22 protein-coding genes are annotated in these 24,003 nt (G+C 40.5%); all 22 read left to right on the forward strand.

Annotated elements, in window-relative coordinates; all coding sequences use genetic code 11:
• The first annotated feature begins 167 nt into the window (after positions 1-167).
• Complete coding sequence (locus tag M0R80_04280; GenBank protein MCK9458834.1) at positions 168-428, forward strand: hypothetical protein; 261 nt, start codon at positions 168-170, stop codon at positions 426-428.
• A 160-nt stretch (positions 429-588) separates the two neighbouring features.
• Positions 589-1,464: an NUMOD3 domain-containing DNA-binding protein gene (locus M0R80_04285; protein ID MCK9458835.1), complete on the forward strand. Its 876-nt coding sequence runs from the start codon at positions 589-591 to the stop codon at positions 1,462-1,464.
• A 48-nt stretch (positions 1,465-1,512) separates the two neighbouring features.
• A complete protein-coding gene (locus M0R80_04290) occupies positions 1,513-3,099 on the forward strand; it encodes a hypothetical protein (GenBank protein MCK9458836.1) in 1,587 nt (528 codons plus the stop codon).
• 44 nt (positions 3,100-3,143) lie between these two features.
• Complete coding sequence (locus M0R80_04295) at positions 3,144-3,767, forward strand: hypothetical protein (protein MCK9458837.1); 624 nt, start codon at positions 3,144-3,146, stop codon at positions 3,765-3,767.
• Positions 3,768-3,791: 24 nt separating this feature from the next.
• A complete protein-coding gene (locus M0R80_04300; GenBank protein MCK9458838.1) occupies positions 3,792-4,754 on the forward strand; it encodes a hypothetical protein in 963 nt (320 codons plus the stop codon).
• A gap of 45 nt (positions 4,755-4,799) precedes the next feature.
• Positions 4,800-5,228, forward strand: coding sequence for a hypothetical protein (locus M0R80_04305; GenBank protein MCK9458839.1), 429 nt, complete (start codon positions 4,800-4,802; stop codon positions 5,226-5,228).
• Positions 5,229-5,451: 223 nt separating this feature from the next.
• Positions 5,452-5,625, forward strand: coding sequence for a hypothetical protein (locus tag M0R80_04310; protein MCK9458840.1), 174 nt, complete (start codon positions 5,452-5,454; stop codon positions 5,623-5,625).
• A complete protein-coding gene (locus M0R80_04315; protein ID MCK9458841.1) occupies positions 5,604-6,137 on the forward strand; it encodes a hypothetical protein in 534 nt (177 codons plus the stop codon). Before M0R80_04310 ends, M0R80_04315 begins: the two co-directional genes overlap by 22 nt.
• Positions 6,134-7,180 (forward strand): hypothetical protein, encoded by a 1,047-nt coding sequence (locus M0R80_04320; protein ID MCK9458842.1) that lies wholly within the window; start codon positions 6,134-6,136, stop codon positions 7,178-7,180. Before M0R80_04315 ends, M0R80_04320 begins: the two co-directional genes overlap by 4 nt.
• The gene (locus tag M0R80_04325; protein ID MCK9458843.1) at positions 7,177-7,716 is read left to right on the forward strand and encodes a hypothetical protein; all 540 of its coding nucleotides are present in this window, start codon (positions 7,177-7,179) and stop codon (positions 7,714-7,716) included. Before M0R80_04320 ends, M0R80_04325 begins: the two co-directional genes overlap by 4 nt.
• Positions 7,717-7,980: 264 nt before the next feature.
• Positions 7,981-9,204: a hypothetical protein gene (locus M0R80_04330; GenBank protein MCK9458844.1), complete on the forward strand. Its 1,224-nt coding sequence runs from the start codon at positions 7,981-7,983 to the stop codon at positions 9,202-9,204.
• An 83-nt stretch (positions 9,205-9,287) separates the two neighbouring features.
• Complete coding sequence (locus tag M0R80_04335) at positions 9,288-10,031, forward strand: caspase family protein (protein MCK9458845.1); 744 nt, start codon at positions 9,288-9,290, stop codon at positions 10,029-10,031.
• Positions 10,032-10,038: 7 nt separating this feature from the next.
• Positions 10,039-10,425 (forward strand): hypothetical protein, encoded by a 387-nt coding sequence (locus tag M0R80_04340; GenBank protein MCK9458846.1) that lies wholly within the window; start codon positions 10,039-10,041, stop codon positions 10,423-10,425.
• Positions 10,426-10,435: 10 nt separating this feature from the next.
• Positions 10,436-10,789 (forward strand): hypothetical protein, encoded by a 354-nt coding sequence (locus tag M0R80_04345; GenBank protein ID MCK9458847.1) that lies wholly within the window; start codon positions 10,436-10,438, stop codon positions 10,787-10,789.
• A 59-nt stretch (positions 10,790-10,848) separates the two neighbouring features.
• The gene (locus M0R80_04350; protein MCK9458848.1) at positions 10,849-11,415 is read left to right on the forward strand and encodes a hypothetical protein; all 567 of its coding nucleotides are present in this window, start codon (positions 10,849-10,851) and stop codon (positions 11,413-11,415) included.
• Between the two features lies 1 nt (position 11,416).
• Positions 11,417-11,812: an HK97 gp10 family phage protein gene (locus M0R80_04355; GenBank protein ID MCK9458849.1), complete on the forward strand. Its 396-nt coding sequence runs from the start codon at positions 11,417-11,419 to the stop codon at positions 11,810-11,812.
• Complete coding sequence (locus M0R80_04360; GenBank protein ID MCK9458850.1) at positions 11,813-12,235, forward strand: hypothetical protein; 423 nt, start codon at positions 11,813-11,815, stop codon at positions 12,233-12,235.
• A 179-nt stretch (positions 12,236-12,414) separates the two neighbouring features.
• Positions 12,415-18,357 (forward strand): phage tail tape measure protein, encoded by a 5,943-nt coding sequence (locus M0R80_04365; protein ID MCK9458851.1) that lies wholly within the window; start codon positions 12,415-12,417, stop codon positions 18,355-18,357.
• 5 nt (positions 18,358-18,362) lie between these two features.
• Complete coding sequence (locus M0R80_04370; protein MCK9458852.1) at positions 18,363-21,470, forward strand: hypothetical protein; 3,108 nt, start codon at positions 18,363-18,365, stop codon at positions 21,468-21,470.
• A gap of 107 nt (positions 21,471-21,577) precedes the next feature.
• Positions 21,578-22,444 (forward strand): hypothetical protein, encoded by an 867-nt coding sequence (locus M0R80_04375; GenBank protein MCK9458853.1) that lies wholly within the window; start codon positions 21,578-21,580, stop codon positions 22,442-22,444.
• Positions 22,441-22,797, forward strand: coding sequence for a hypothetical protein (locus M0R80_04380; GenBank protein ID MCK9458854.1), 357 nt, complete (start codon positions 22,441-22,443; stop codon positions 22,795-22,797). The genes M0R80_04375 and M0R80_04380 overlap by 4 nt, the downstream gene beginning before the upstream one ends.
• Positions 22,794-23,924: a hypothetical protein gene (locus M0R80_04385; protein MCK9458855.1), complete on the forward strand. Its 1,131-nt coding sequence runs from the start codon at positions 22,794-22,796 to the stop codon at positions 23,922-23,924. Before M0R80_04380 ends, M0R80_04385 begins: the two co-directional genes overlap by 4 nt.
• Positions 23,925-24,003 lie beyond the last annotated feature (79 nt).

Consider the following 24,003-nt stretch of genomic DNA (forward strand, 5'->3'; position numbering starts at 1 on the left):
ATTCGAATGCGCGGGGATTTCTTGGAATTAGGATATAGATATGTAACTTAGGCAAGATTTGATTTAATTCGCGAGATGAATAGAAAAGGCTAAATAGTATTAGATAAATAGTCATAATTGTTAAAAACGATTGATCTCCGTAAGGGATCAAAAAAAGGTGATTGGAAATGAAATACACGAACGCGCTCAAGGATATTCTTGAAGACTCGATGCATAAGCATCTAAAAATTGTAACGAAGGTTGGAACAATACACGACGGATTTCTCCAAAGTTATGGGGAATTCCAGATTATAATTTCAAACAACACAACCAGCCTAATAAATGTTAAAGACATTGCCGTAATTGAGATGCTCAATTGCAGTCTGTCTAGTTACGAAAGACATTGGGATAGAGAAACGTGGCCGGATGGAATTCCCGGAACGCCTTAGATAACCTTAAATAGTATTAGACCTATAAACAATGTGCTTGACGGGTATGAATTTTAAGTAATCTTTTCATGCGGATCACCGTCAAGTATTTCTCCTTTTCTAATATATTGTTTTAATGGAAAGATTTAAATATCATTAAAATAATATACTTCTGATCCATATGAAAAGTAATCCCGTTTTAGATCCTGATATGACTTATAGAAATAAGGAATGGCTATATGAACAATATTGGGTTTTAAATAAACCGATTTCTAGTATAGCAGAAGAATGTGGAGTTTCTGAATCTTGTATTTATAAATATATTTTAAAAGTTTCTAAAACAATAAATATTCCACTTAAAAAGTCTATCGGCTTGGATACATTTAAAAATGAGGAATGGTTGCGAAATGAGTATTCTATAAAGTCCACGATTGTAATTGCAAAAGAATGTGGTGTAAGTCCAAGTACTATTTCGAGATGTATGAAAGAATTTAATATTAAAAGTAGAACGATTAGTGAGGCCAAGAAAGGAAAACCTATGCCGGAAGACACAAAAATCAAAATAAGTATAGCGAATAGAGGAAAACAGAACAGTCTTGGATATAAACACACAAAAGAGTCTAAGCTAAAAATAGGGGCAGCGGCGAAAGGGAATAAGTGGAATGTAGGCAAGAAAAGTTCCAAAGAAACGAGAGAAAAACAAAGCAGATCCCTCCTAGCGCGGCTGGGAGGTGTTTCTTTTCTGCCATATTGTTCTAAGTTTAACAGAGCGAGAAGGGAAGAAATCAGAATAAAATTTGGTAGGGTATGTTTTATCTGTGGGAAAACTGAGGATGAAAATGGACAAAGATTAGATGTCCACCATTGCGACTATAACAAAGGTCAAGGATGCGGAACAAAATGGAATTTAGTTGCCTTATGTTCATCTTGCCACGGGCATACGGGTGGTAATCGATGGTATTGGTTTAATTTGTTGTCTAATTACTGGTTATGTAATCAATCTATTCATTTGAATGAGAATATATTTTATTACCCATTCTCACATAATTTTATTTAATTCGTTTTTTTAAAATATAACTTATCTATCGCTTGGACAACCTTAATATTGATGTTGTTCAAAGCTGCCCTCGATAAATCTAGTATTTTAGTAGAAAATTCTACCGAAGGGCCATTAAATATTAAAATTTTAGCAATTACCCCCGGAACGATGCTTCCTCTCAGGGATGAAGCGGGTAACGTAGCCGCGCAGTTCGAGGCGACTGAGGATTTAATTAAGGGTGCGATTTCTAGAAGCAGGGGTGGATTGTTGAATATCGATCACGCCGATCCGATAAATAGTCGTGTTGGAATTTTTTCAAAAGTTATCTATGATGGGGGATTTTTAGCCTTTGCCCAGATACTTTGCCCGAAATGGGCGAAAATCGTGGCCTCTGGTGAAGATTCCTATTCTGGTTTGTCAGTAGAGGGTTCGATTACTGGTCCCGATATGGAGCATCCCGAATCTATTGACATTTACTCTATTTCTCTTTTGTCGAATGAGAGAAGTCCCCAAGGTGGAGCATGCGATAGAGATCACTGTAAAGTAGAAATTCTTCAAGACGATGAGGACTTAGAATCTAATTCCATTAAAGCCGCTTGGTCTCCCAACTATGACGCTTTTTGGTCTTATATCGAGACTGATGGAAAAATTAACCAGTCTAAAGCTAAAAAGATTTTCTTAAAAAAGACTGGCGACGGATCTAATCGAGGAGATTGGCATTATCCATTTGCCCACATGACGAGTGAAGGTGGCCCCGAACCAGATGTAGAAGGTTTGATGGCGGCATACAAAAGAGCCGCGCAGCAAGGTGAGACTGGACTGTTCTCTAAAATTAGATCTAAAATGAGAAGTATTGATATGGAAATTCCAGAAGGATTAAAAGCTTCGAAAGAAAAACTTGAGGCATCTTTCGATAAAGATACTCAAACTTTCTCAGCGAAAATCGTCGATGAAGATAACGAGGTTTTATCTGAGAAAAAAATTATAATTATTGAAAATGATTCTATTAAAGGTGATTTAGAAATGCCTAAGAAAGAGCTGAAGGCTGAAATTGTTGCCGAAGAAAAGGTAGATGCTAAGATTGAGGCGGGTTCCGCCGAGATTAAGGCCGATATTCCCGAGGTAAAAGTTGAGGCCGAAGCCAAGATTAAAGCCGCGCCCCCGGATGTCCCAATATTGGAAGTTCCCGGAGTAAAGGCTGAAGTTCCCATAGCGGCTCCTATTATTGAGCCCACGCTTGATTGGGGGCTTGTAAAGAATACGCTTGGAATCTCAAGTGTGGATGAATTTAATCGGGTCAAGGAGTCTGCTGGCAGAGTCTCGTCTCTCGAAGAGAAGATTGATACGATTCTTAAGGAGAACGCAGATCTTCGTTCTTATAAGGACGATCAGACGAGAAAAATGCTGCTTGATGTGTATCCCCCTGCGATTACCAAAGATATTGCTGCGGCATTTTCGGAATATACAAACGATCCGATCGCATTTACCCAAAAATATTCTTCTGATGCTGTGAAATTTGCAGCTTCAAAAAATGTCAAACTCCAGGGTTCCGCCGCGGAGTCCGAGGTCACAGAGGAAGCGAGAAAAATGCAGGCCCGAAAAGAAAAGCGCGACGGATTTCTCAAAGCAACCGGGGGACCGGTTATAAGATGATTAAATTTCAAGGTGATTTATAAATGGCTACCCTGTACGACTGTATGGCACTCAAAACCGTTACCAATCAGGCTCAAACTGCTGTCAATGGACCAATTATTTTAGACTGTTGGTTTGAGGAGTCTGATATAACGGTTTCTTCCGCTAAAACTCACTCCATTGGCGGCGTAATGCTTGATAGACCTCTCTATACTTGGGCGTCTCAAGTGACTTATGCGGATAATCCGCAGGCTCCAGACTTTGTTTCTCCTGCTGCTCAGAACGCAGAGTATACTTATGCAAAGTTATATGGAAAGCCCATTCTTGTGCTTTCCAGTTCTATAACTTCTGGAACGACCCCCATTGTCGGAGTTCTTGGAAACGATCTACTTGGACCTGTGTGTATTCCTCCGACTTCCGCAGCCGCCGATTCTGTAGCAGAAAGAGTTGCTGGCAGATATCTCAGACACGGACAGTGCACCCTCTTTGGAATGGCCTACTATCCTGTTCCGGTTGATGCTACGACCAATATTGACGTTGGTACTCATCTTGTCTATGACAAGAGTTCTGCCCTATTCAAGTATCAGGCCGCAGGAACTTCCCCCGTAATCGCTATGCATTCTGCTGAAGATGCAAGTGGTCAGTATGTCGGCGCACTGTTCTACGGTTGCCCCGAGGCTGAAACTTAAAATTATATTTGAGGTGAATTAACAATGGCAAGTAAACCAAATACCGATATTTATCAGAATCGTGAAACTATCAGCGATTTGATCCGCGAATTCATGGTTCCTAATATGCCTATGCTTTTCAAATATCCTTTTAAGGAGATAAGCACTCAGGCAATTATCGCAAAAAGAAAGAATTATACTGCGGATACAGATCCCAAGAAGATTGAACCCTCCCTTGGTGGAACTCGCGAGACTGCGTGGAATAATGTTTCGATTAGTCTCGGTGAGCAGGTCCCCATCAATACCGATATCAGAAAGGCTGGTACTGCTTTTAAGAATGCAGATCTTAACAATCCCACTTTCGAGTCTGACGTGAGAGATGTTTATTCTCAAATGGCTTGGGTAATTAGCGATCAGATAAATTCTGATATCTTCGCTCAACTTATTGCTGGTAATGGTGCAGATACCACCAACATAACCGCAAAAGCTGGTGGAGAATGGTCCGGCGCAGCCGATCCCCTCGGGGATATTAGAGCAATCGCTCAAGATATTCGTGCAAATCGCGGATTTAAACTTGATACAGTGGTTGTAAATGCGACCAACTACTACGAGCTATTCGACCACCTGGAAACGTCAGATGCCGATATGGACTACGTTAGGGAGAAAGTAGCTTCTCAGCGACAGTTTTACGAGATGATAACCTATATCAAGAATATAGGATGTACCGTTATTGGTGTAGACGAAGGCGTTACCGAGTCTAACATCCTTGGAATAGGCACCTTCATGAACATGCCATGTTATGAGACCTTCTCTTATCACGATCCAGATTACAATGTCCAGCCCATTGCGGACAGCGCTAATCAAGGTCTCGGAGCCGCCAATATTCCCCTAAACGTGAATACCTTCGATTCCGTTGATGGATTCGAACACAATGTGTACTCTTGGGTCGACTCTGTAACTCACGTAGCTAGACCAAAGGGTATCCTTTACAAGACTGGTGTGATTTAAACCACACCTAGTCTTCCTATGACTTTTTTGGAGGACACTATTTTTATGTACGAAAAGAAAAAGAAAGATGAACCAGTTGTCGATTCTATCCCCGAGACCAAAACACCCCTCAAGCAAGACATCCAAGTATCCAAGGCCGACACTTCAACAGGAAACTACATCCTGCGTCTTGATGGACTCGTTACTCAGATTCAAAAGGAACTCGAAAAGATTCCTGCGGGTGACATCCCCGTAAAGGTGCTTCACGAGGCCGCAGACCTTCATACTTTTGGAAGACAGACTTACTTGTTTTTCATGGAAAAGTCCAAGAATCTCGGCGAGAAGGTGCTTCTTATTGATGCTGTAGGCTTGGAAGAACTGAGTCGGAAAGTAAAAGATATTTACGGCAAATATCGGCTTATAGATGTGGTTTCTCAGCCTGTTAATAAGAGACCGCAGAGTAAGAAGATTTATTTAGCAATATTTGTTGGATAAAACAAACCCGAATAGATTAGAAACATTGACTTTCATAGATAAAAATCGGAATTCGCTTCCAAAAAGAGGCTGTCCTTTCATGAAAGTTTAAATTCTTCTGATCTATTTTAATAATAAAATGGAGTAACAATAGAATGTATGATAATCGCTATCACCGGACCGACTTAAATCCCATACTGGAAGATGATGACGTACTCGACCGCTGGGCGAGGATTCCCATTCCATGAAGACCATTCTCTTCCTTTTGCTGATGCTGATTATGGGCGGATTGGCGGAAGACAGCGCCACTGTAACCATATCGGCATGGATTGAGGCAATAAATACCACAAAAAATATTTCATCGAATATCACATATAATAATACTACGGTGAATATATGCCAGATTCAAAGCTATTAGGCAACGACGAGAAAACATACCTAGGTAGATATACCTGGGATGCCATCTACGCACAGAAACATGTTGCGGTGGCGTCAGGGACACTGGAATCAATCCGACTGAAGTGCCCGGATATCATCCCACAAAATCGGGTGGGTATCTACACCGACAACGCGGGAGAGTTGGGGGTACTATTGGCATCATCGGGGCTGGTTGCCACTATCACCGGTTGGAATACTATCGACATTTCAAATATAAATATAATATCCGGCACAATCTACTGGCTCGCGGTGGACAGCGCGTATGTCGCATCAGGCGGATCTGTATTCGGGAACGATCCGGGCGGGATCTCGCGCGCCAAGGCATGGCCTCACGCTAATGCTTTTCCGAATCCAGCGGGGACGGACTGGCTCGTTAGGACTCGGGAATTTGCAATCGCTGGATGGGGCACCGTTGGCGGTGCATCCGTGGGCCTGATTGGTGACGGTCTCGTGGGGAATAGCGTTTTAATCGGCGGGGGATTGGTAGGATGACAGGATACGCAGGAGACTTTTCGTTTGGCCATGTGCTCGTGCCGCTGCCGTTCCCGACACACAAAGGCGACGGCACGCCCACGACGCTAGCAGGAACGCCCACAGTCACCGTTTACAAGGATAATACTACCACAAAATCCACATCAGGAGTCACATTAACAGTTGATTTAGACGGAGTGGCTGGCTCTCATGTGGTGAAGATCGATACTTCCGCAGATGCCGCTTTTTACGCATCGGGGCACGATTTCGTGGCCAAGCTCTCAGCCGGAACGGTGGATAGCATTTCCGTGGTGGGCTACATAGTCGGATCTTTCTCTATTGAGAATAGGTCAGCTCTGAGGCCAACCGTCCAAGGCAGAACGCTTGATGTGGCCAGCTCAGGCGAGGCGGGTCTTGATTTCACCAACCGCCTAGATACTACGGGCATCCTGCCAGCGGCCCAGGCGGGCGGATCTGGAGGCTTGGCGGTCGTTGGCTCTGCGATGGAGGTAGCCACCAAGACGGGCTTCTCGTTATCAGTGACGCCACCAACCGCTCAAAATATTTGGGAGTATGGCACAAGGGCCTTGACCGACAAGTCAAACTTCGCGTTGGCTCAGGCATTCCCAGCCAATTTTGCCAGCCTCATCATATCTGCATTGGGTAAGATCACGGTTGGTCAGAATGATGACAAATCCGGTTATGCTCTGACATCGGCCCTATCCGCTCAGAATGTTTGGGAATATGCGACAAGATCCCTCAGCACTTCGCCACCAACCGCGTTACAAATCGACACTCAATTATCAAGTACTCATGGATCAGGAACCTGGGGAACTGGAGTCGGATCTTCCTCTCTTGACATTACGGTTACTTCTTCGGGAGAACCAATCGAGGGAATAATGGTTGAAGTTTACACATCTTCTGCAAAAACGGGATTTGTAAGAAAAACTACGACCGACGGAGCGGGTCTAGCGCATTTTGATGTAAACGCGGGAACTTATTATATATGGGTCCTTCATAGTGATTATACTGGGACCAACCCAACTACGGTGACAGTAACATGACTTCAATAACTATTCCAGTAACTCCAGTTGTTGTATCTTCAATCGATAGCTATATTTCGGCGTATTGGACAGGATTGAGGACTTCGCTGGATGCAATAAATCCTTCTCTATATACCGATCTAGTCGCCAATGCCGCAGTTGTACTTGAAACGTTCGACCACGATTTCTTAACGCTAAGTCAAATAAACCAAGCTCAAGCCTTATTAGTGTGTATAAACGCCTCAGAATTTTTATCTATAGGCGGAAATAGTAATGATAAATACTATAGTTCGTGGAAAGTATACGATCGTTCGCTTAAGAAAGACATTGGTATGGACCCTTTTACTGGAGCCTTTTGTCGTCTTTTAAAAATAACTTTCAAGGAATATACCAGTAAAACCTCCGCCGCAAGAAGCGCAATATATATCAAAACAAAGTCTAATTCGGTATATCTCGCCCCGAGCATGGACCAGCGAGCTCAGGTGTTTAAGGATTATACGCTTGAGGACGTAGCGACTGAACGCAAATCTTATCCTTTAGACAACCGTTTTCTTTAGACTTTCTCTTTTTTTTATTTAGTTTTCTAACCGACAACTTTATATACTTTTGAAGTATTACATTGAGAATATATTATGAGGACTACTCTATGAATACTAAATTACAGGAAGAATCTTTTACGTTTAGATTGTCGGGAATTATCAGAAACAAACTCGAAATTCTTGCGGGAAAAGAGGGAATGAGTACTGCGGCATATCTGAGACATTTCATAACTTCCGAGTATGACAAGAAAATAAATATTTAATTTTTTTGAGATGATTTAGTTGACGAAATTAAAAGGAATTTATATCAAATGTTTACAGTGCCAAAAAGAATTTTATGTTATGTCATCCAAGAAAGATAGTAAAAAATTTTGCAGTTCAGGGTGTAGGTCGCGATATGAGGAAGAAAACCGAGAATTAATATATCTTGGGTGTTTACGGTGCGGGAAAGAATTTCGAATTAAGCCGTCCCAAAAGGGTGTTAGAAAATTTTGCAGCTTAGAGTGTCGAGGGAAATACACGCGAGAAACCCACGAACCGATACAACATACCAATAATTGTTCGTGTTTATTTTGTGGAAAAGAATTTTATAGAACTCCGGCGGCCATTAAAGACAGTAAAGAACATTTCTGTTCTAAAAAGTGTCTCGAAGACGCTCACAAAAAGGTTGAAGTAATTTGTAAAATGTGCGGGAAAGAGTTCTATGTAAGTCCATCACAATTGAAAAATGGGAAAAAATTTTGTTCTAATAATTGCGCGCACGGGTTCCGCCGAGGGAAGAAGATTCCGCACATCAAGAATAATTGTAAGTGTTTGGTTTGTGAAAAAGAATTCTTTATGATTCCTTCCTTAAAACCTAAAAGAATCGAGTGCTGTTCGAAAGATTGTATAATATTATATAAAAAATCTAAAAAGATAGAAAAAATCTGTGAGCATTGTGGGGTAACGTTTTATATAGTGCCAGCGCGAGAAAAAGAAGTAAAAGTTAAATTTTGTTCTAAACAATGCTATAAGGATGCTCACAAGAAAATAGAATTGATTTGTAAAACATGCGGAAAAACTTTTTATTTAAATCCCCACAAAGTAAACAAGGGCTTCGGTATTTATTGTTCAAAACCATGCCGAGCGAAAGATCTTTTAGGCGAAGGCAACCCAAATTGGTGTGAAGGAAATTCGTTCGGACCTTATTGCCCGAAATTTAATGAAGATTTGAAACGGAGAGTTCGAGCCTATTTTGGATATAAATGTCTCGTGTGCGGAAAGACAACCGAGGAAAACGGCAGGCAACTAGATGTTCATCACATTGAATACAACAAAAAGGCGTGTTGTGACGGAAAACCATTTCAATTCGCCGCGTTATGTCAGTCTTGTCATTTTAGAACCACACCAAAGGTGAATAGAGAATATTGGGAAACTGTATTACACAGAATAATTGACGAGATGTATGGAGGTAGGAGTTACTTTACCAAAGAAGAATGGAAAGTTATTTGCAAGAAATCCATCTAAACGTAGATTTCGCGACCTAAACTTTTTATTTAATTCATTTTTTTAAATTTTGTATTTAATATTAACATTACAAATTAATTCGCATGAAGAAAGCCCTCATTGTTGGTATTAATAATTATCCCCAATCCCCACTTCGCGGATGTGTTAACGACGCGAACGACTGGAATAGTACTTTACGGGATAAAGGTTTTACAAATTCAGTTCTCCTCGATTCTGTGGCGACAAAATCTAATATCCTGTCTGGCTTGAATTGGCTTGTTTCAGGCGCAGTATCTGGAGATTCTTTAGTGTTTTGTTATTCCGGTCATGGTTCTAAAGTTCGCGATACCAACGGAGATGAGGCAGATTTATACGATGAAATTCTCTGTCCAGTAGATTTTTTTAGTGGACAATACGTGTCTGATGATAATTTAAGGTCCATTTTCTCGGCTCTCCCCATTGGTGTCTCCTTAGATGTATTTATAGATTCCTGTTATTCCGGGACGGCTACTAGAAGTGCGAATTTGAAGCCAAATAAATTTACATTTCGTTGTATTCCAGGACCAATCACTAATGGCGCTTTATCTCAGAAGGTCGTTACTCTTGTCCTCAACTTGAATCATTGTCTATGGGCGGGATGTAAAGACAATCAAACTTCCGCCGAGGGAGTTGTTGGTGGAGTCTATAGAGGTTTGTTTACTTATTATGCTGCCCGAAAAATTCGCGCGGGCGGAATTCGTTCTGATTTGATTTCAAGTATACAATCTTCTGTAACAAGTAAAAATCCCTCTCAAACTCCTCAACTCGAATGTACTCAGGCCGAGAGTCTGCATCAACCCTTCTTGTGAGGTTTTTATGGATGACGCAGCTATTTATAAGGAATTGCAAATTATTTCAGTTAATCAAGGTCGAATAGAGTCCATAGTTACAGGTTTGAAAGAAAATATGGATAAGGTATGTGAGTGGAAAGACGACGTTCTCCCCACTCTTCAAACTTGTAAAAATTATATGGAAGCCAGAGCAGATCTTCCGGAAAAAATATCGAACCAAGAAAAAGAAATCGAAAGATTGAAAGAAGATTTAAAAACAGAAAAAGATGCAAATGCTGAATCACGGAAGAAAACCGACTTTTTAATGGTGTGGTTCTGGAAAATTTCTGGAGCCGTTCTATTAATTGGTATTATAAATGTTTTATTGGTTGCTCTGGGGCGGTTTATAGATGTTGAATATGTTCTAAAGTAGGGTGATATATGTGGATCTATACCTAACGGTTACTTTTATTTTGTCGGCGCTTGCAATTTTGCTTGTTATTTGGGCTTTTTTTACGGGAAAAAAACTTTATTCCGTACATATAATGAAAATATTTATTGTCTTTATCCTTCTTTCAACTTGTACGGCGCAAGATGAACTTGAGGATGATTTTGTTATTACTGATGACAAACCAATTGTACTTCCAGAAGGAATTATAGACGGGACAAAAATCCTAGAGGATAATGCCAAAAAGGTGATAGATTACGCTTTTGAAGATAATGCATGGAGACAATCGGCATATTGGTTTTTATATGGGGACATAAATCTTACAAATGAGACGAATTTAACTGCGTGAGATTTATTTAATTCATAATTTTAAAATGTCATTTCTTAATCCAACAAAGAGTCTTGACAATGATTGGCTCCGAAAGCTTCGTTGTTTCACGTCCAAATATTTACCTACTGTCTAGTGCTCCATGCGTAGATAAAGTTCCTACTGCCCAGCCGCCGACTGGCGGATGTTATATTCGAGCCGAAGGAACTGGTACTGTTGGGACCGCAGTAATTACTGGTACAGTCGGAGGAGCAACTACAGTAGAAACGATTTCTAATTTTGATTCCGAGAAAGTAGGGTTCGGAACTCTCAAATTTACCACAATTACTAAAGTTACGATAACTGGATTTTCCAATTTGATTTTATATCCGGCATCGGAGTCGGGCGAGCGTATAAAGTTAAGTTCATACACTACATTCAATATCCTTGCTGATTGTTATGACCGCTTTTTGAGTGAACAATCTGGACAATATACAGAATTTGGTGGGTTTAGAAATAAGACCTTTAAGACCCTAATGTTTGATGGTCGTTTTACTTTACAAAAAGGAGATTTAATTACGATTCTCGGAGATGAACTTACGGTGGCAGATGTTAGTTCGCAGCATTCGCTTTGGTCGTGTCTCTTGGTGAGTACGCGAGGTAAATAATATGAGTGACGCATCTAGAGTTGCCGCCGAATTAGAAATGTTCGCACTCAAGAAATGGTCGCAGACAGAGCTATATGTAAGGCAATTCTCGAACCAAGCCCAAGATCGTTCGAGGTCGCTTGCACCCGGTCCGGACACGGGGACTCTTGATCGGAGTATAAAATATACTGAAAAGTCTCTCGGAGTTTTTAACCTAGAGGTAACTTCGGAAATTGAGCCGAATGCAAATCCCGATACTGGAATTACTGCCGATATTTATGGACGGCACCAAAACGATGGGCACTACTCGATTTTTCTTCGGAGATCTGTCCCCCCAATTTTATTCATGGAAACGGGCGGCGAAGAATGCTATGTTGATTTAATGGGCAAACTGTCTGGTATTTGGGGAGGAATTTAGATGGTATTTGTTGAACCCGTTCCTACGATGGTAAAAAAAGCAAGGCTTAATTCAACTTTACTCGCCCTGCTTCCTGCTTCTAAAATTCATGAAGGATTCATGCCTAATGAACCAACAATTCCAGGGGTTTATATTCACAGCGGTAGATCTCCTATGCGTCAAGTCGTGAGTTCTGCAAATCAAACTAATCATGTAATGACAGGTGATGCAAGATGGCAAGTAGACACTTTGTCCTCAGAGAGTGCTAGTGCAGCCAATAAACTTGCTCGTGTTTGTTGTGAGGCATTAATGCCTTCGATCCCGACAGCGGGTTTATTTGTAATTAATTACGAGGAAAGAGATACCAATTGGGATACTGGATATCTTTGTTATCGTAGCACTTTTAGGATAGAGTGTCCATATAGGGAATGGATAACGGGATAATTTATATTTAATTCATATTTTTAAAATCTCTATTTAAACCTCTCTTCTTAACCTAGACACGATTTTCTATGTCCGGATCAAACTACTATTCTCGATTCATATTCACCTCGACGGGTCTTCCGCAGGTACTTTCCCAATTTAAAGCAGCTGCGGCTCAAATAGACGCTCAAGCCGCGACTATGGGGAAGATGAATTTTAGTGGTATGGCCGGAGCCATTCCCATCCTAAAGAATATTGACAATTCTTTAATGTTAATGGGTCAGCATCTCAATCTTTTTTCCTCACAAAGTGCAAAACTCGGACAGGTATTCACACCTATGGCCTCTGGTGCTACCAAAGCCTCCACCGCTACTAAATCCGTAACAACTTCCATGACCCAGTTGCAGGCTGTTTCTGGACGAGTCTCTTCATCTACAGCCAGAGTAACCAGTTCAATGTCTGCCATGGGCGCAGCAGGAAAATCGGCGTTAGGAGGAATCGTTGGTGCCGGAGAACGTGCCATAGCTACTATGAGTGCTCTCTCTGCCGCCACCACGTCCGTTGGGCGCTCTATGGCCCGTATGGGTACTCTAGCGGCCATTCCTATGGCCGGAATGAGGGGCCTAAGTGGAGCGATTACAGGCTCGTTATTAGCGTCCTCTGCGGGAATGCTACTAAACCCGTTCAATGCTGCCCCACTAGCGGCTGGCTACGGTGTTTATACCCAAGGAAATGTGAGTAAAGCAGCTTCAGAAGCAGCCGCTAAGTCTTGGCAACCCGGCATGTCTCAGCGAGATATAGATGCGATTAAGCAAGCAGTAATGAGCAATTCTCGCGCCGCCGCTGGACAGTCGATTTATAGTCCTACCGATATCGCAAAAATGTGGGCTGAGTATGCAGGAATGGGCGGAGACGTTTCTGCTGGGAAAATTACTGATAGTTTATCAAAAGTTTTTACTAATTATGCCCAAGCAATAAACGTTCCTGATATTGGAACCGCGCTCAACACCCTTGTATCTCAAAATATGGTTTGGAATGGCCAAGAGAAAGCGTTTAATGAAGCCGCCCTTCGAAATACCTCTGATATGATGGCAATGTTAGTTGCCCAGACTAAACTCAAGGGTACAGATCTTAACGATCTATTGAAAGATGTTTCCCCTGTAGCAAAAGCATATGGTTTGTCCCAAGAAGAGACTTACGCTATGACGGGCGGCATGGCCCAACTCGGTCTCAATCCTCAACAGGCAGGCATGGCCCTTCGTAGAATTCTGTTGCGTGGAACTCCTAACGTTTCTGCGCTGGAAAAACAAGAGGCTTATAACCAAGGTATCACAAATGAGAAAGGTAACATAATTGATGCCGAAACTGGAAAAGAAATTTCCTTATCCTACGTCAACCAAGCTCTTGACCAACTCGACCTTACTTGGGCCGATATTAATCCAGAAAAAAACACAAACGGCATAGTGGGAGTTTTCCAAGATATTGCTTCAAAAATGAAAGAAGCGGGAATGTCCCCCGAGCAGCAACAGGCTTGGATGAAGACTGTTTATGGGTTGCAGGGCGTTACTCCTGCCCAGATGCTTACCCAAAATCCAGAATATTTACTTGATTTGTATGAGAAAATCAAAAAATCTTCTGGCGCAGCCAACTCTATGTCCAATATTATGACCGATAACATGATTGACCAACTTAAAATGTTGGGATCTGCGGTCAAAGGCACTGCTCAGGACATAGGTGCATATTTTGAACCTAGTGTAGTAAAACTTACCAAGTTTTTAAAAGATTCCGCCCTTCCCGGTCTGGAAAATCTCGGTTCCGCCATCGCCGCTGGAGATTGGGAAGGAGCCGCTGATATAGTAGGCTCCGCCGTTGATTTCCTTGGACAAAAGTTCGAAGATTCCGGACCTGTCCTAACAGATTGGATTAATAATGGAATAGACGGCCTAGACGAGTTTTCCCAGCGACTTGCAGATTTTACATCTGGAGGGGGAGTTTCTGATCTCTTTGGTGGACTTGGAGAATGGGCTCAAAACATTTGGGACGGGATAGACTGGTCCCAAGTAGATACCATTACAAGTAATTTATCCACGGCATTTAATAATGCCTGGGACCAATCGATGACTTGGTTCCAGGGGAAACTCGATGCCATTAACTGGGATAATGTTGGTACCAGACTTGGGACGGCCCTAGAAACTGGCGGAGCATGGCTACTCAAAATTGCTGATAAAATTCCTTGGGCAAGCTTAACTACTGCGGCTACTAATGCTTTAACGGGAATAGTACTTAAAATTAACTGGACAGGAGCGTTTGCGGGTGCAAAAGCTACAGCGGAATCTATAGGTGGTGCGGTTTACACGGGAGTCGTAAATTCCGGACTTGCAACTTATTTACAAACCGCTGCTACCAATTTTGCCAATACAATAATGATGGCCGTAGGGAGTGCCGCGGTATCTCTTGCAAATATTGCGATGAAGGCGGGGGTGAGTCCTACTACCGTTGCAGGTGTAACGGATGCTACTGTTAACGAGGGAAAAGGAATCTATAATACAGCTTTAAACGCTGGGAAAACATTGTTAGACCCAATAGGTCCTTATAATTTATTACATTCTACAAACGCACAAGGGGACTATACTGGATTCGGAGACTTTCTTTATAAAGATGAAAATGGCAATTATCAATTTAAATATCCTTGGAGTCCAGTAGAACTGGGGAGTTCATCGATATGGGATGGAAGTAAAAAAACGGATATCGGCGGCCAGTTTGGGAATACTCTTCCTAAAAGTTCTGGTTTTTCTGAAAATGCAGGAAATAAAGTTTTGGGCGAACCTGAACAGTTTTATAGGACATCGTATGATGAAAGCTCTGGGAATAGAATTACCAAAGTAGACACGTCGTATTTGACCAGTTCCAAACAGATAATTGAAGACAAAGAACCTCTTTTGTGGATGGACGCATTTATAAAACAAAGAAGCACACTTAAAGATGCGGCAGACTTAGCGACGAATAACTGTGCCCACCTAGCAACCGATTTTATACAAGACGCAAGAGCTTATGCAAAAGCTACTCCCTCCCCAAATGACGATGTTTGGGCAAATAATTTAAAGTTTTTGGGACTATACGGGACGAATTCCAATGGGGAGGTGCTTAACCATGCGGTGCCAGCATACTCACCATCTGGAAAATGGGACGCTGGATCTACATATGTAATTGAACCCAAAGGGGTTGATTTAAATAACGAAGGCAAGCTAACTGCGAGTAATTACGGTCCCTTGAGTACCGCTGGATCGTTATTTGGGATTAGTGGGTTTAATATAGAACAGGCGAAGATATATGATAAATATTCCATGCAGGACCCATATACAGGCGTTAAAGGAATCGGACAGAACCAAACCGATTTTTCTTTAGAAAATGGCCCTGTTCTTTGGCCCAATTCAGAAAAACCAGAAGAGGGGTGGAAATTATTTACTGGTGTCGGCGGCACAGAAGAAAAATCATATCCAGGTCTAGAAAGTAGTCCTCTCGTAGGAGATAGAGCAGTTCAAGCAACATACAAAGCGGCGAAATCTAGTGGTTATGAGGTTCCTCACGATAGCGACGATTCGGGTTCCAGTTCAAAATCTAGTTCAAAATCCAACTCGAAAAATTCAGAATCTACTTCCAAAAATACAGAACAATCAGCGATGTCTTTAGACAGTATAGACTCCACACTAAAGTCGTTAGGAAATCAACCCGTAATGTTGTCGGGGACTAGGGCGGATAAGTCTACCTATCAAAAGGAATTCTATGCTGACGATGCCAGGTCGATAATCAAAGAATTAGATGCCGCTGGTACTAAGATAACTTCAATAGCCAAACTACAAAAAGATTCTAGTGGGAACATTCTCCCTCCATCGGACTCAGACATAATTACAAACAAAAATCAATTACAACAAGAGAATAACGATATTATCGGAAAGAATAATATAGTCATTGGAGATATGGCGGAAGCGGTTCGGAATTTTCCGCCAGAACTTGCTTCACAATTTACAGATGTAAATGACATAAACTATGATGCAATAGCAAAGGCTATTGGGGATGTTTATTTCCAGGGAGATCAGAGCAAGATTTCTGGAGAAACTCTAAAATCTTGGGACGATACCATAAAAGGAACGAATGCAGATTTAATTGCGGACTTAAAACTTCTTCTGGCTGGATTAATTGAAAACAGAAAAGTTGAAGAAAAAATAGCAGAAAAAACCGACGAAACCTCCAAAAACACAAAGAAGATTGCGGGTTTTGACTATAAAGATCCTTTTAAAACTCTAACCCCATATGTTCCTTCCGTCTCAACCAGTGATTCTTCTAAATCTCCATCTACCCAACAAAATAAAGTTCCTTATGTGGATCAAAATGAGGCTCAAGAAGAATATGACCCAAAGTTTTATAGGTCTTATATTGGCGCGACCGAAGGGTATATCCCCTGGTTAGAACAGGAGGAGGGAGCTCGCAGAATAAGTTCTTGGGGGCTAGGGGCGGCAGGGAAATTGAATGGGCTTGGTTTGACCTCTGGAAACGGAGATATTCCAACAGGTCCTTATACTACACAAGAAATGGTAAATCAAGCGATTATAAAAATTGCTCCTCAGCTAGATGAAGAAGAACTTATAAGACTTAAAGAAAAAATAGAGTCAGAAGGTTTTAATGCTGATTTATTGATAGATACTTCTAAAGCCGACGCATCCTTAACAGATATTAAATCTGATGCATCCAAATCGACTACTTCTATTCACAAAATAAATGTAGATAATTATTCTGTTCTTTTAGCAAAAATGGAGAATTCCAAGTCTACTAGTAGTACGCACACCATATATACGATTCATAAAAATGGAGGAATTTCAGATTTTGGTTCGGGAACCACAACCTTACCGGATAATTCGGTTTTTGATTGGGGAGCGCCATTTAAAAGGGTAAGTGAGTCTCAAGCGTCTTTAATTTCTGATTTAAAAACTTCTGAAGGTACACCAATAGATACGGCAGAGGCATTAAATAAGATTCCTTGGATGAATGATAATCAAAAAAATATTGTAAAAAAAATGTTAGAAATTGTCGAAAAAGACAAAACTGATCAGGGCGATTATCAGGGAGTGGTTAACGCACTTACTAATTTAAATAATGGAAATTTAAAATTTATCCCTGAGATAAATAACTGTGTCAGTGGCGCGGAAAAACTTCAAGACGCTTTTATTGCAGCAGGTTTTGGTAAATATGCCGCTATAGGTGATTCTGGGTCTCATGCCTTCAACGTCATTTCTCCAGATGAAACGTTTTCCCCGTCCACCTCGCTTATCATTGATAGCACTCCGGGACAGTCAGATGATACTTTTTATCCGAATTGGGCCGCAGCCGCCTCCTCCTCCAGAGCATCCTTTGCTTCTGATGTCGATCTCCGTCGCGATTTTCCCGATACATCTCAAACTATTGAATTAAAAAATGGAGTATACCAAGTATCCCAAAATTTTGGGATGGACCCATTTAAGGTGTGGAAATATTTGCCCACAGACGTTGCTTCCATTGGTGGAGATGAATTTTCTCGTTCTTCTGACGCAATTAAGTTGAATTGGGACACTTCCCAAGTTGATTTACTAAAATCTACTCTTTCCGAGGGAGGCCAATTTTCCATTTCTGCGGATACCTCTTCGGCTAATGCGTCCTTAGAGGAATTCAAGACCAAAGCTATCCAACCCACTAATTCAAAACACTCAATATTCGCAGATAATTCTGCTCCGCTTCAAGCGGTCTCTCTTAATAAACAACCAACTTGGTCTCAACATACGATTTATGTAAAACAAGTAACTAATTTTTCTAAAGGGACATCAACCCTTTCCGATGGGAGCATATTTAGTTTTGACGCATTTAAATCCCCCAGTATTCCCGCCTTTGCCGAAGGAGGTTATACTGGATCTTACCAAGGAGAAGCGACGGTGCATCCACACGAAGTTATTCTTAATGCGGCTCAACAAAGAGGGGTTTCGGATGCTATATCTGGCAATAACTCTGCGAGGCCAATATATATTAGTATAGATGCAAGGGGATCAATGGAGACTGATTGGGATGGGGTTGTTGCGAAGATAAAGTCTGCACTCCAGGATGATTCATATAGGTAGGAATCATGACTTCCACTTTTAATAATCAGAAATTTAATGTCTCGGTTTTTAATCGAGGAGAAGGGAATTACGCCACATCTTTCGATGTAATAACTTGGAATGATAAATCTTATTCCGATATACAGACAAATTTAGTTTACAATAATATTAATTATGAAGAAATTTCTTCCGATTTACAGTGGAATGATCTTGCGATAACTTCAGAGTTTTTAGACAATTTCAAGTGGATAAATAGGGAGACGGTTGAATCATCTAGCATTATGGAGTGGGACGGAATTTCTTATGTCTCCTCTGATGATTCGTTCAAATGGGGAAATAGATCTTTCCGTCGTGATTTAAGATTTAATCAGGAAAAATATAACAAGTCTTCGTTTAATCGTGGGACGGTTTTTATTTCTGCTGCCGACATTGCGAAATGGAATAATCGGATCTTTGCCGATATTTCTACAAACAATCTTCAATGGAATAATAGAATTTATACAGATAGTTACGCCTATTCGATTAAATGGCTAAATCGGATGTATTTTAGCCAAGACTCAATCCTACAATGGAATAATAGGATTTTTCTTTCGGAGATTCCAAGTATTTTACAATGGAATTCTGTTTCATTTGATACATCGTCCAACATATTAAAATGGAAAGAACGAATGTTTTTAACCGTATCTTCCATATCTCAATGGAATGAAGTCCATTATACGCCTGATTCAGAAACCACTTTCTTGTGGTTGGGTGCGGCAGGTGTAGTTTGGCCTTTAAATGATTATTTGAGTGTAAAAACAATACAGGGACAATATATCTTCCCGGATATTGTAGGAGGCGGAATTTCATTTAAAGACGGGTCTATAGGGGAAGCAACATTCGAATTAAATCAGTTTATTCCAGAAGATTCTCAGTGTGTGTTTTACCTTAAAGGCTCTGCTAGGATGTTTGATGGCATTTCTAGGCGCTGCGTAAAGGGAGACCAAGGGATATACAAAGTCACAATTCAAGAGTATGACGAAATTTTAAAACCAGAAAATGGGAAGGGAGGTCATTATCTTGTTAAAAACGAGTGGCACGACGTTAAATTATCTAATCTATTGTCGAGCGACAAACCATCTCTTAATGATGATGAAGTAGGACTTCTTTATATGGCGCGTTCCGCCATTCCAGATTATTTATTTGTAGAACATGACGTAACAAATAATATTTTCAAATTTGAATATGATGGAATTCCTTATTCGATAACTGAAGTTTTTGAGGATCACACTCTATTAACTCAGAAATCAAGTGCCTCAGATCTTGTCGCAAATTCTGGGTGGTATCACGACGCAGCAAATAAAGTTCTTTACATAAAATGCAGCGATGGAGTTTTTCCGTATTATCATGTAATTTCTGTTCCATATATTTGGGATTATAGAATTCCTGTTAGAATTGGGAATATCAGTAGTCAGGCAGATACAGTTATAGCTTATTGGGAAACAGCAAATGGAGATATTCCGTTAGATACTATAGCCACTTTGTTGACCGCTCTTAACTTGGAATACGAGCCTGTTTATAGGAACGGGTCTTTGTACATAGACATATCCTCGAAAATAGGTAGCGGAACAACAGCGTCTCCCGCTAATTATTATAGAGAAAAGGACAACATTATTACCGTTCAAGAAATTGACATGGCTGATGCCCGTCATATGATTAATGGTGTAGGATTTAGAGGATACGGTTCGGGAGCAGGAGGAGTGATTTCCGGGAAACATATAAATATGGGTCGTGGAGGCAGATTTATTCTCCTTGACGACTCGTCGGTTCATAGTCAGGCGATGGCCGATGGCTTTGTGGAGAAGTATTTAGATGATCATTATTTACCTGCTCGGAGTATAAAATTTTCTGCCCCGATCTTCATTGGGGATGCAGTAGATCAGCGAAGATTAGGAGATACCGCTCATATTTCTATTCCGTCTGAGTATCTTGAGCAAGATTTGAGAGTTAAAGAGGTTGCAATAAAACTGAAACCTTTGTCCCAGACCTTAACTTTTGGAGATAAATTAATTTCTTATGACGATCAAATAAAGGCCATGAGAGCGGCCTCCGAAAAGTATAGAAAACATTTACAGGGCGAAATTGAAGAGTTTAATTTCAATTGGTCAGAAAATCTAGACAACGGAGCAAATAGGTCTGAAAAGTTTACGATTACCGAGGATACTCTAAAAATTCAGAAGTTAGAGCTATCTTGCAGTACCAGCCTGTTTAAAGTCGATGCGATGGCTGGATGGAATGGAGGAGGCGGCGGCGGTGGGGATGGAGGGAGCGAAACGCCTGGAGAGAAACCGCGAACAGGTGTTGGAAGCGCCCATACACATACGTTGACATCTGGAGCGGTCGGGGCTCCAAGTGCAACACTTGAGGTCGCGGCGAAAAGCCATACACATACGTATTCTTCTACATCTGGTGAACCATCTGGAACGACGGCGGTCGTGAGTGCGGTTTCACAGGCAGCATCGTCTACTGATTGTTGTACTGGGGTGAATTGTGGTAAAAGATTTATTACTGCGGTCGGAGCATTGACAATAACTTCCGGGACTAACGTAGCATCAAGTTCTCACACCCATTCCATATCGGGAACAACTTCCGTACCAGGTAGCTACAGTTTTGTTGCCGCACATGACCATGTTCATACAATAACTGCCCTAGTGCTTTCCAACGAATCTACTCATACTCACGAAATATCTTCAGACGGATTAAATCCTACCGTGGCAACATCGCCCACTGCTGGAGTTGCCGTAGATCCACTTACAAATGAACCCGCCGCGGATTCCGACGATTGGTTGGCATGTCCCGGAACTCTTTATAACACATTTTTTAGCGCTCCAGGATCAGATCCGAGTATGTATCTGACCATTAAGCTTTCTGGTCCCGGAATAACGGGAACCCAAGAAATAAGTGGTTCGCCTTTCTCGGTACACGTAAATGACAGCGTTGGACCCGTTTTGATAGACGACATTGTGAAATCCGCGGGAGAATTTACAGTAACCATTGGATTGAGCAACAAAGATACCCCCGCTAATGATTGTCACATAAATTATTCTATGCAAATAAGCGGCCAAATATTTGTGGACACAATCGTAAAATCTTAAGATAAAATTTTTACATTTTGATGAATATGTGGAGATATTTAATAATTGTGAATAGAAAGACTTAAATAGATGTAAAATAATACTTGTTAAAGGATTTGTGAGATTAAATGGCCCGACAGAAAATGAGTGACGAGGAGAGAAAAGAAAAGAAAAGGGAATCTAGCGCTAGATATAGATTAAAAAATAAAGAAAAAAGTAAAGAATATCAGCTGAAAAACAAAGATAGGTTAAAAGAACAAAAAGCAAAATATCAAAAAGAAAACAAAGCTAAAATTAAAGAATATGATGCTGAATATTATAAAAAAAATAAAATTAAAATTAACGAGCAATCTATGATATATTATAAAGAAAACAAAGATAAAATTAAAGAACACAGTGCCAAATATTATACAAAAAATAAAGAAACATTTCTTACAAGAAATGAGTCGCACCGTAAAGATTTAAAATATAATATGTTTAATATTTTAGGTAAGAGATGTATGATTTGCGGAGAGGATAGAGGAAAATATTTAACTTTTGACCATGTTCATAATGACGGTGGGATTAAGCGCAAAAAATTCGGACATGATTTCGGGGAATTACGAGATTTTAAAAACAGAAATTGGCCCGCTGAAGAAATTAAATTAAATTTTCAGGTTTTGTGTTGGAATCATAATCTCGGTAAATGTCGAGAGTATTTAAATGAAAATCCGTTAGATTTAGATGTACCGCGTCGTTACCGACAAAAACTCTGGAGACAGGCTTTTGATTTCTTTGGCCCCTGCAAAGAATGCGGGGAAACAAATCTTCAGTTTTTAACAATTGATCACATTCATAACGACGGCGCAGAGCGGAGACGAAATGGTGAAAAAGATTCCTCCTCACTCTTAGCGCAGTTCCGCAAACAAGGTTGGCCCGAATCTCTGAAGGAAGATTATCAGATCCTCTGTTTTAATCATAACTGCGCCAAAAATTTAAAGGGAGAAGAATCATGACTCAAGAAGAAGCACAAAAAGAAATTAAAGTTGTGACATTACAGGATGGGACCACCATTAACCAATGGTGTATGTCTCAATTCGATAACCTTACGCTTAACCAAGAGGTCCTTTGGGACATCCTAAACGTGTTCACTAATCTTATTCATTTTAATCTTACTAGAAATGGAGAGGGTCTTATTACGGATGTAATTCTGGTCCTTCCAAAAATAACAGAAGAAGTTACGAGTTTCGCATTGAAGAACTTTATGGAACATCAAAAATTAAGGGAGGATTCTATTTCGGAAGAAGCGGTTATGGAATTACGAAGATTAAAGCTACAAAAGCATATTAAAGAGATGATTAATCAATGACCAACACTTTTTATTTAAATTCTCTAGAATTAAGTCCTGTTAATGATATATATATAACGGACGCAGTTCAATTCGACCCTTCTTCTAGTTTTGAGACGAATTCCTATTGGCACGGGACAAAGGTTACGGTTCTAGATATTCAACCGAAATCTACAAAAATAACATTGAAGGGTAATTGTACTACCGAAACAGCGTTAAGGTTGCTTGCTCATTATCATATCACTAATTATAATTGGAACGATGACACTGAAAGTGTTTATTTAATTAAAGATCTCTCGGTACGCTGGAAAATTAAATCTTTCGATTTTAGTTACGAACATTCTCACCCAGGAATGCCCTATCCTTTTCTTATAAATATTACTCTAAACGAGATTGGGGCTGAAGGATATGTTCAAACCGCTAAAACAGGGTCCACTAATTCTTCGCCAGTCGCAGTAACTTCAATTTTAAACACGGGAGATCAGATTACTCTTTATGATCTCATAAAAATAACTGGAGGTTATTATTCCGGGTCAAATCTCATGGGTTCTAATGTCAGTCAATACACTATTGGGTATGATTTAAATGTTGCCGATGTACTTTTAGATACAGCGTATTTTGAGTTTTATAATGATTATACGGCCAAGCATACTTACATTGATTCTTTTGCTACGTCAGACGGATTTACGAGGAATAAGGAGAGTTCGACTAATGTCACTTTTAGTACAAATCACCTTGTTATCGCGAATAGTGGGTCTTTGAAATATAGATTCCGACTAACTCATCCACTCCTTCAAGACCCTGTTTTAACTTTAACAACTGCTACGGTTATCGGAAATCCTGTCTTGGAGGTTTCTTCGGACAATACCAATTGGTGGGAGTGTGAAAAATCCATAACCGCCGGAAGCCAGATTGATTATAATCTTACAAAGCTTGCCGGATATAGTGATTTTTATTTTAGAATAACTGCGGGAGCATCAGATTCCCTTAATCTATATTATATGAAATTGATTTCTTGGCACAACTATAGTGGGCAAAAACCCATTCCTTATTTGAGATCGGCAAGTACTGCGGAAAGATTAGATCTTTCGTTTACTGCTGGGTCGTTAACGTATGATATAAGATATAGGGATAAATGGAGTGTTTAAAGAAAAATTTTTATATAATTCATATTTTTAAAATATGCCATAATCTTTTGAGAATCGACTAGTACGATTTGTTGGTGAT

This window comes from Pseudomonadota bacterium (genome assembly GCA_023229365.1).
Classification (GTDB): Bacteria; Myxococcota_A; Polyangia; order JAAYKL01; family JAAYKL01; genus JALNZK01.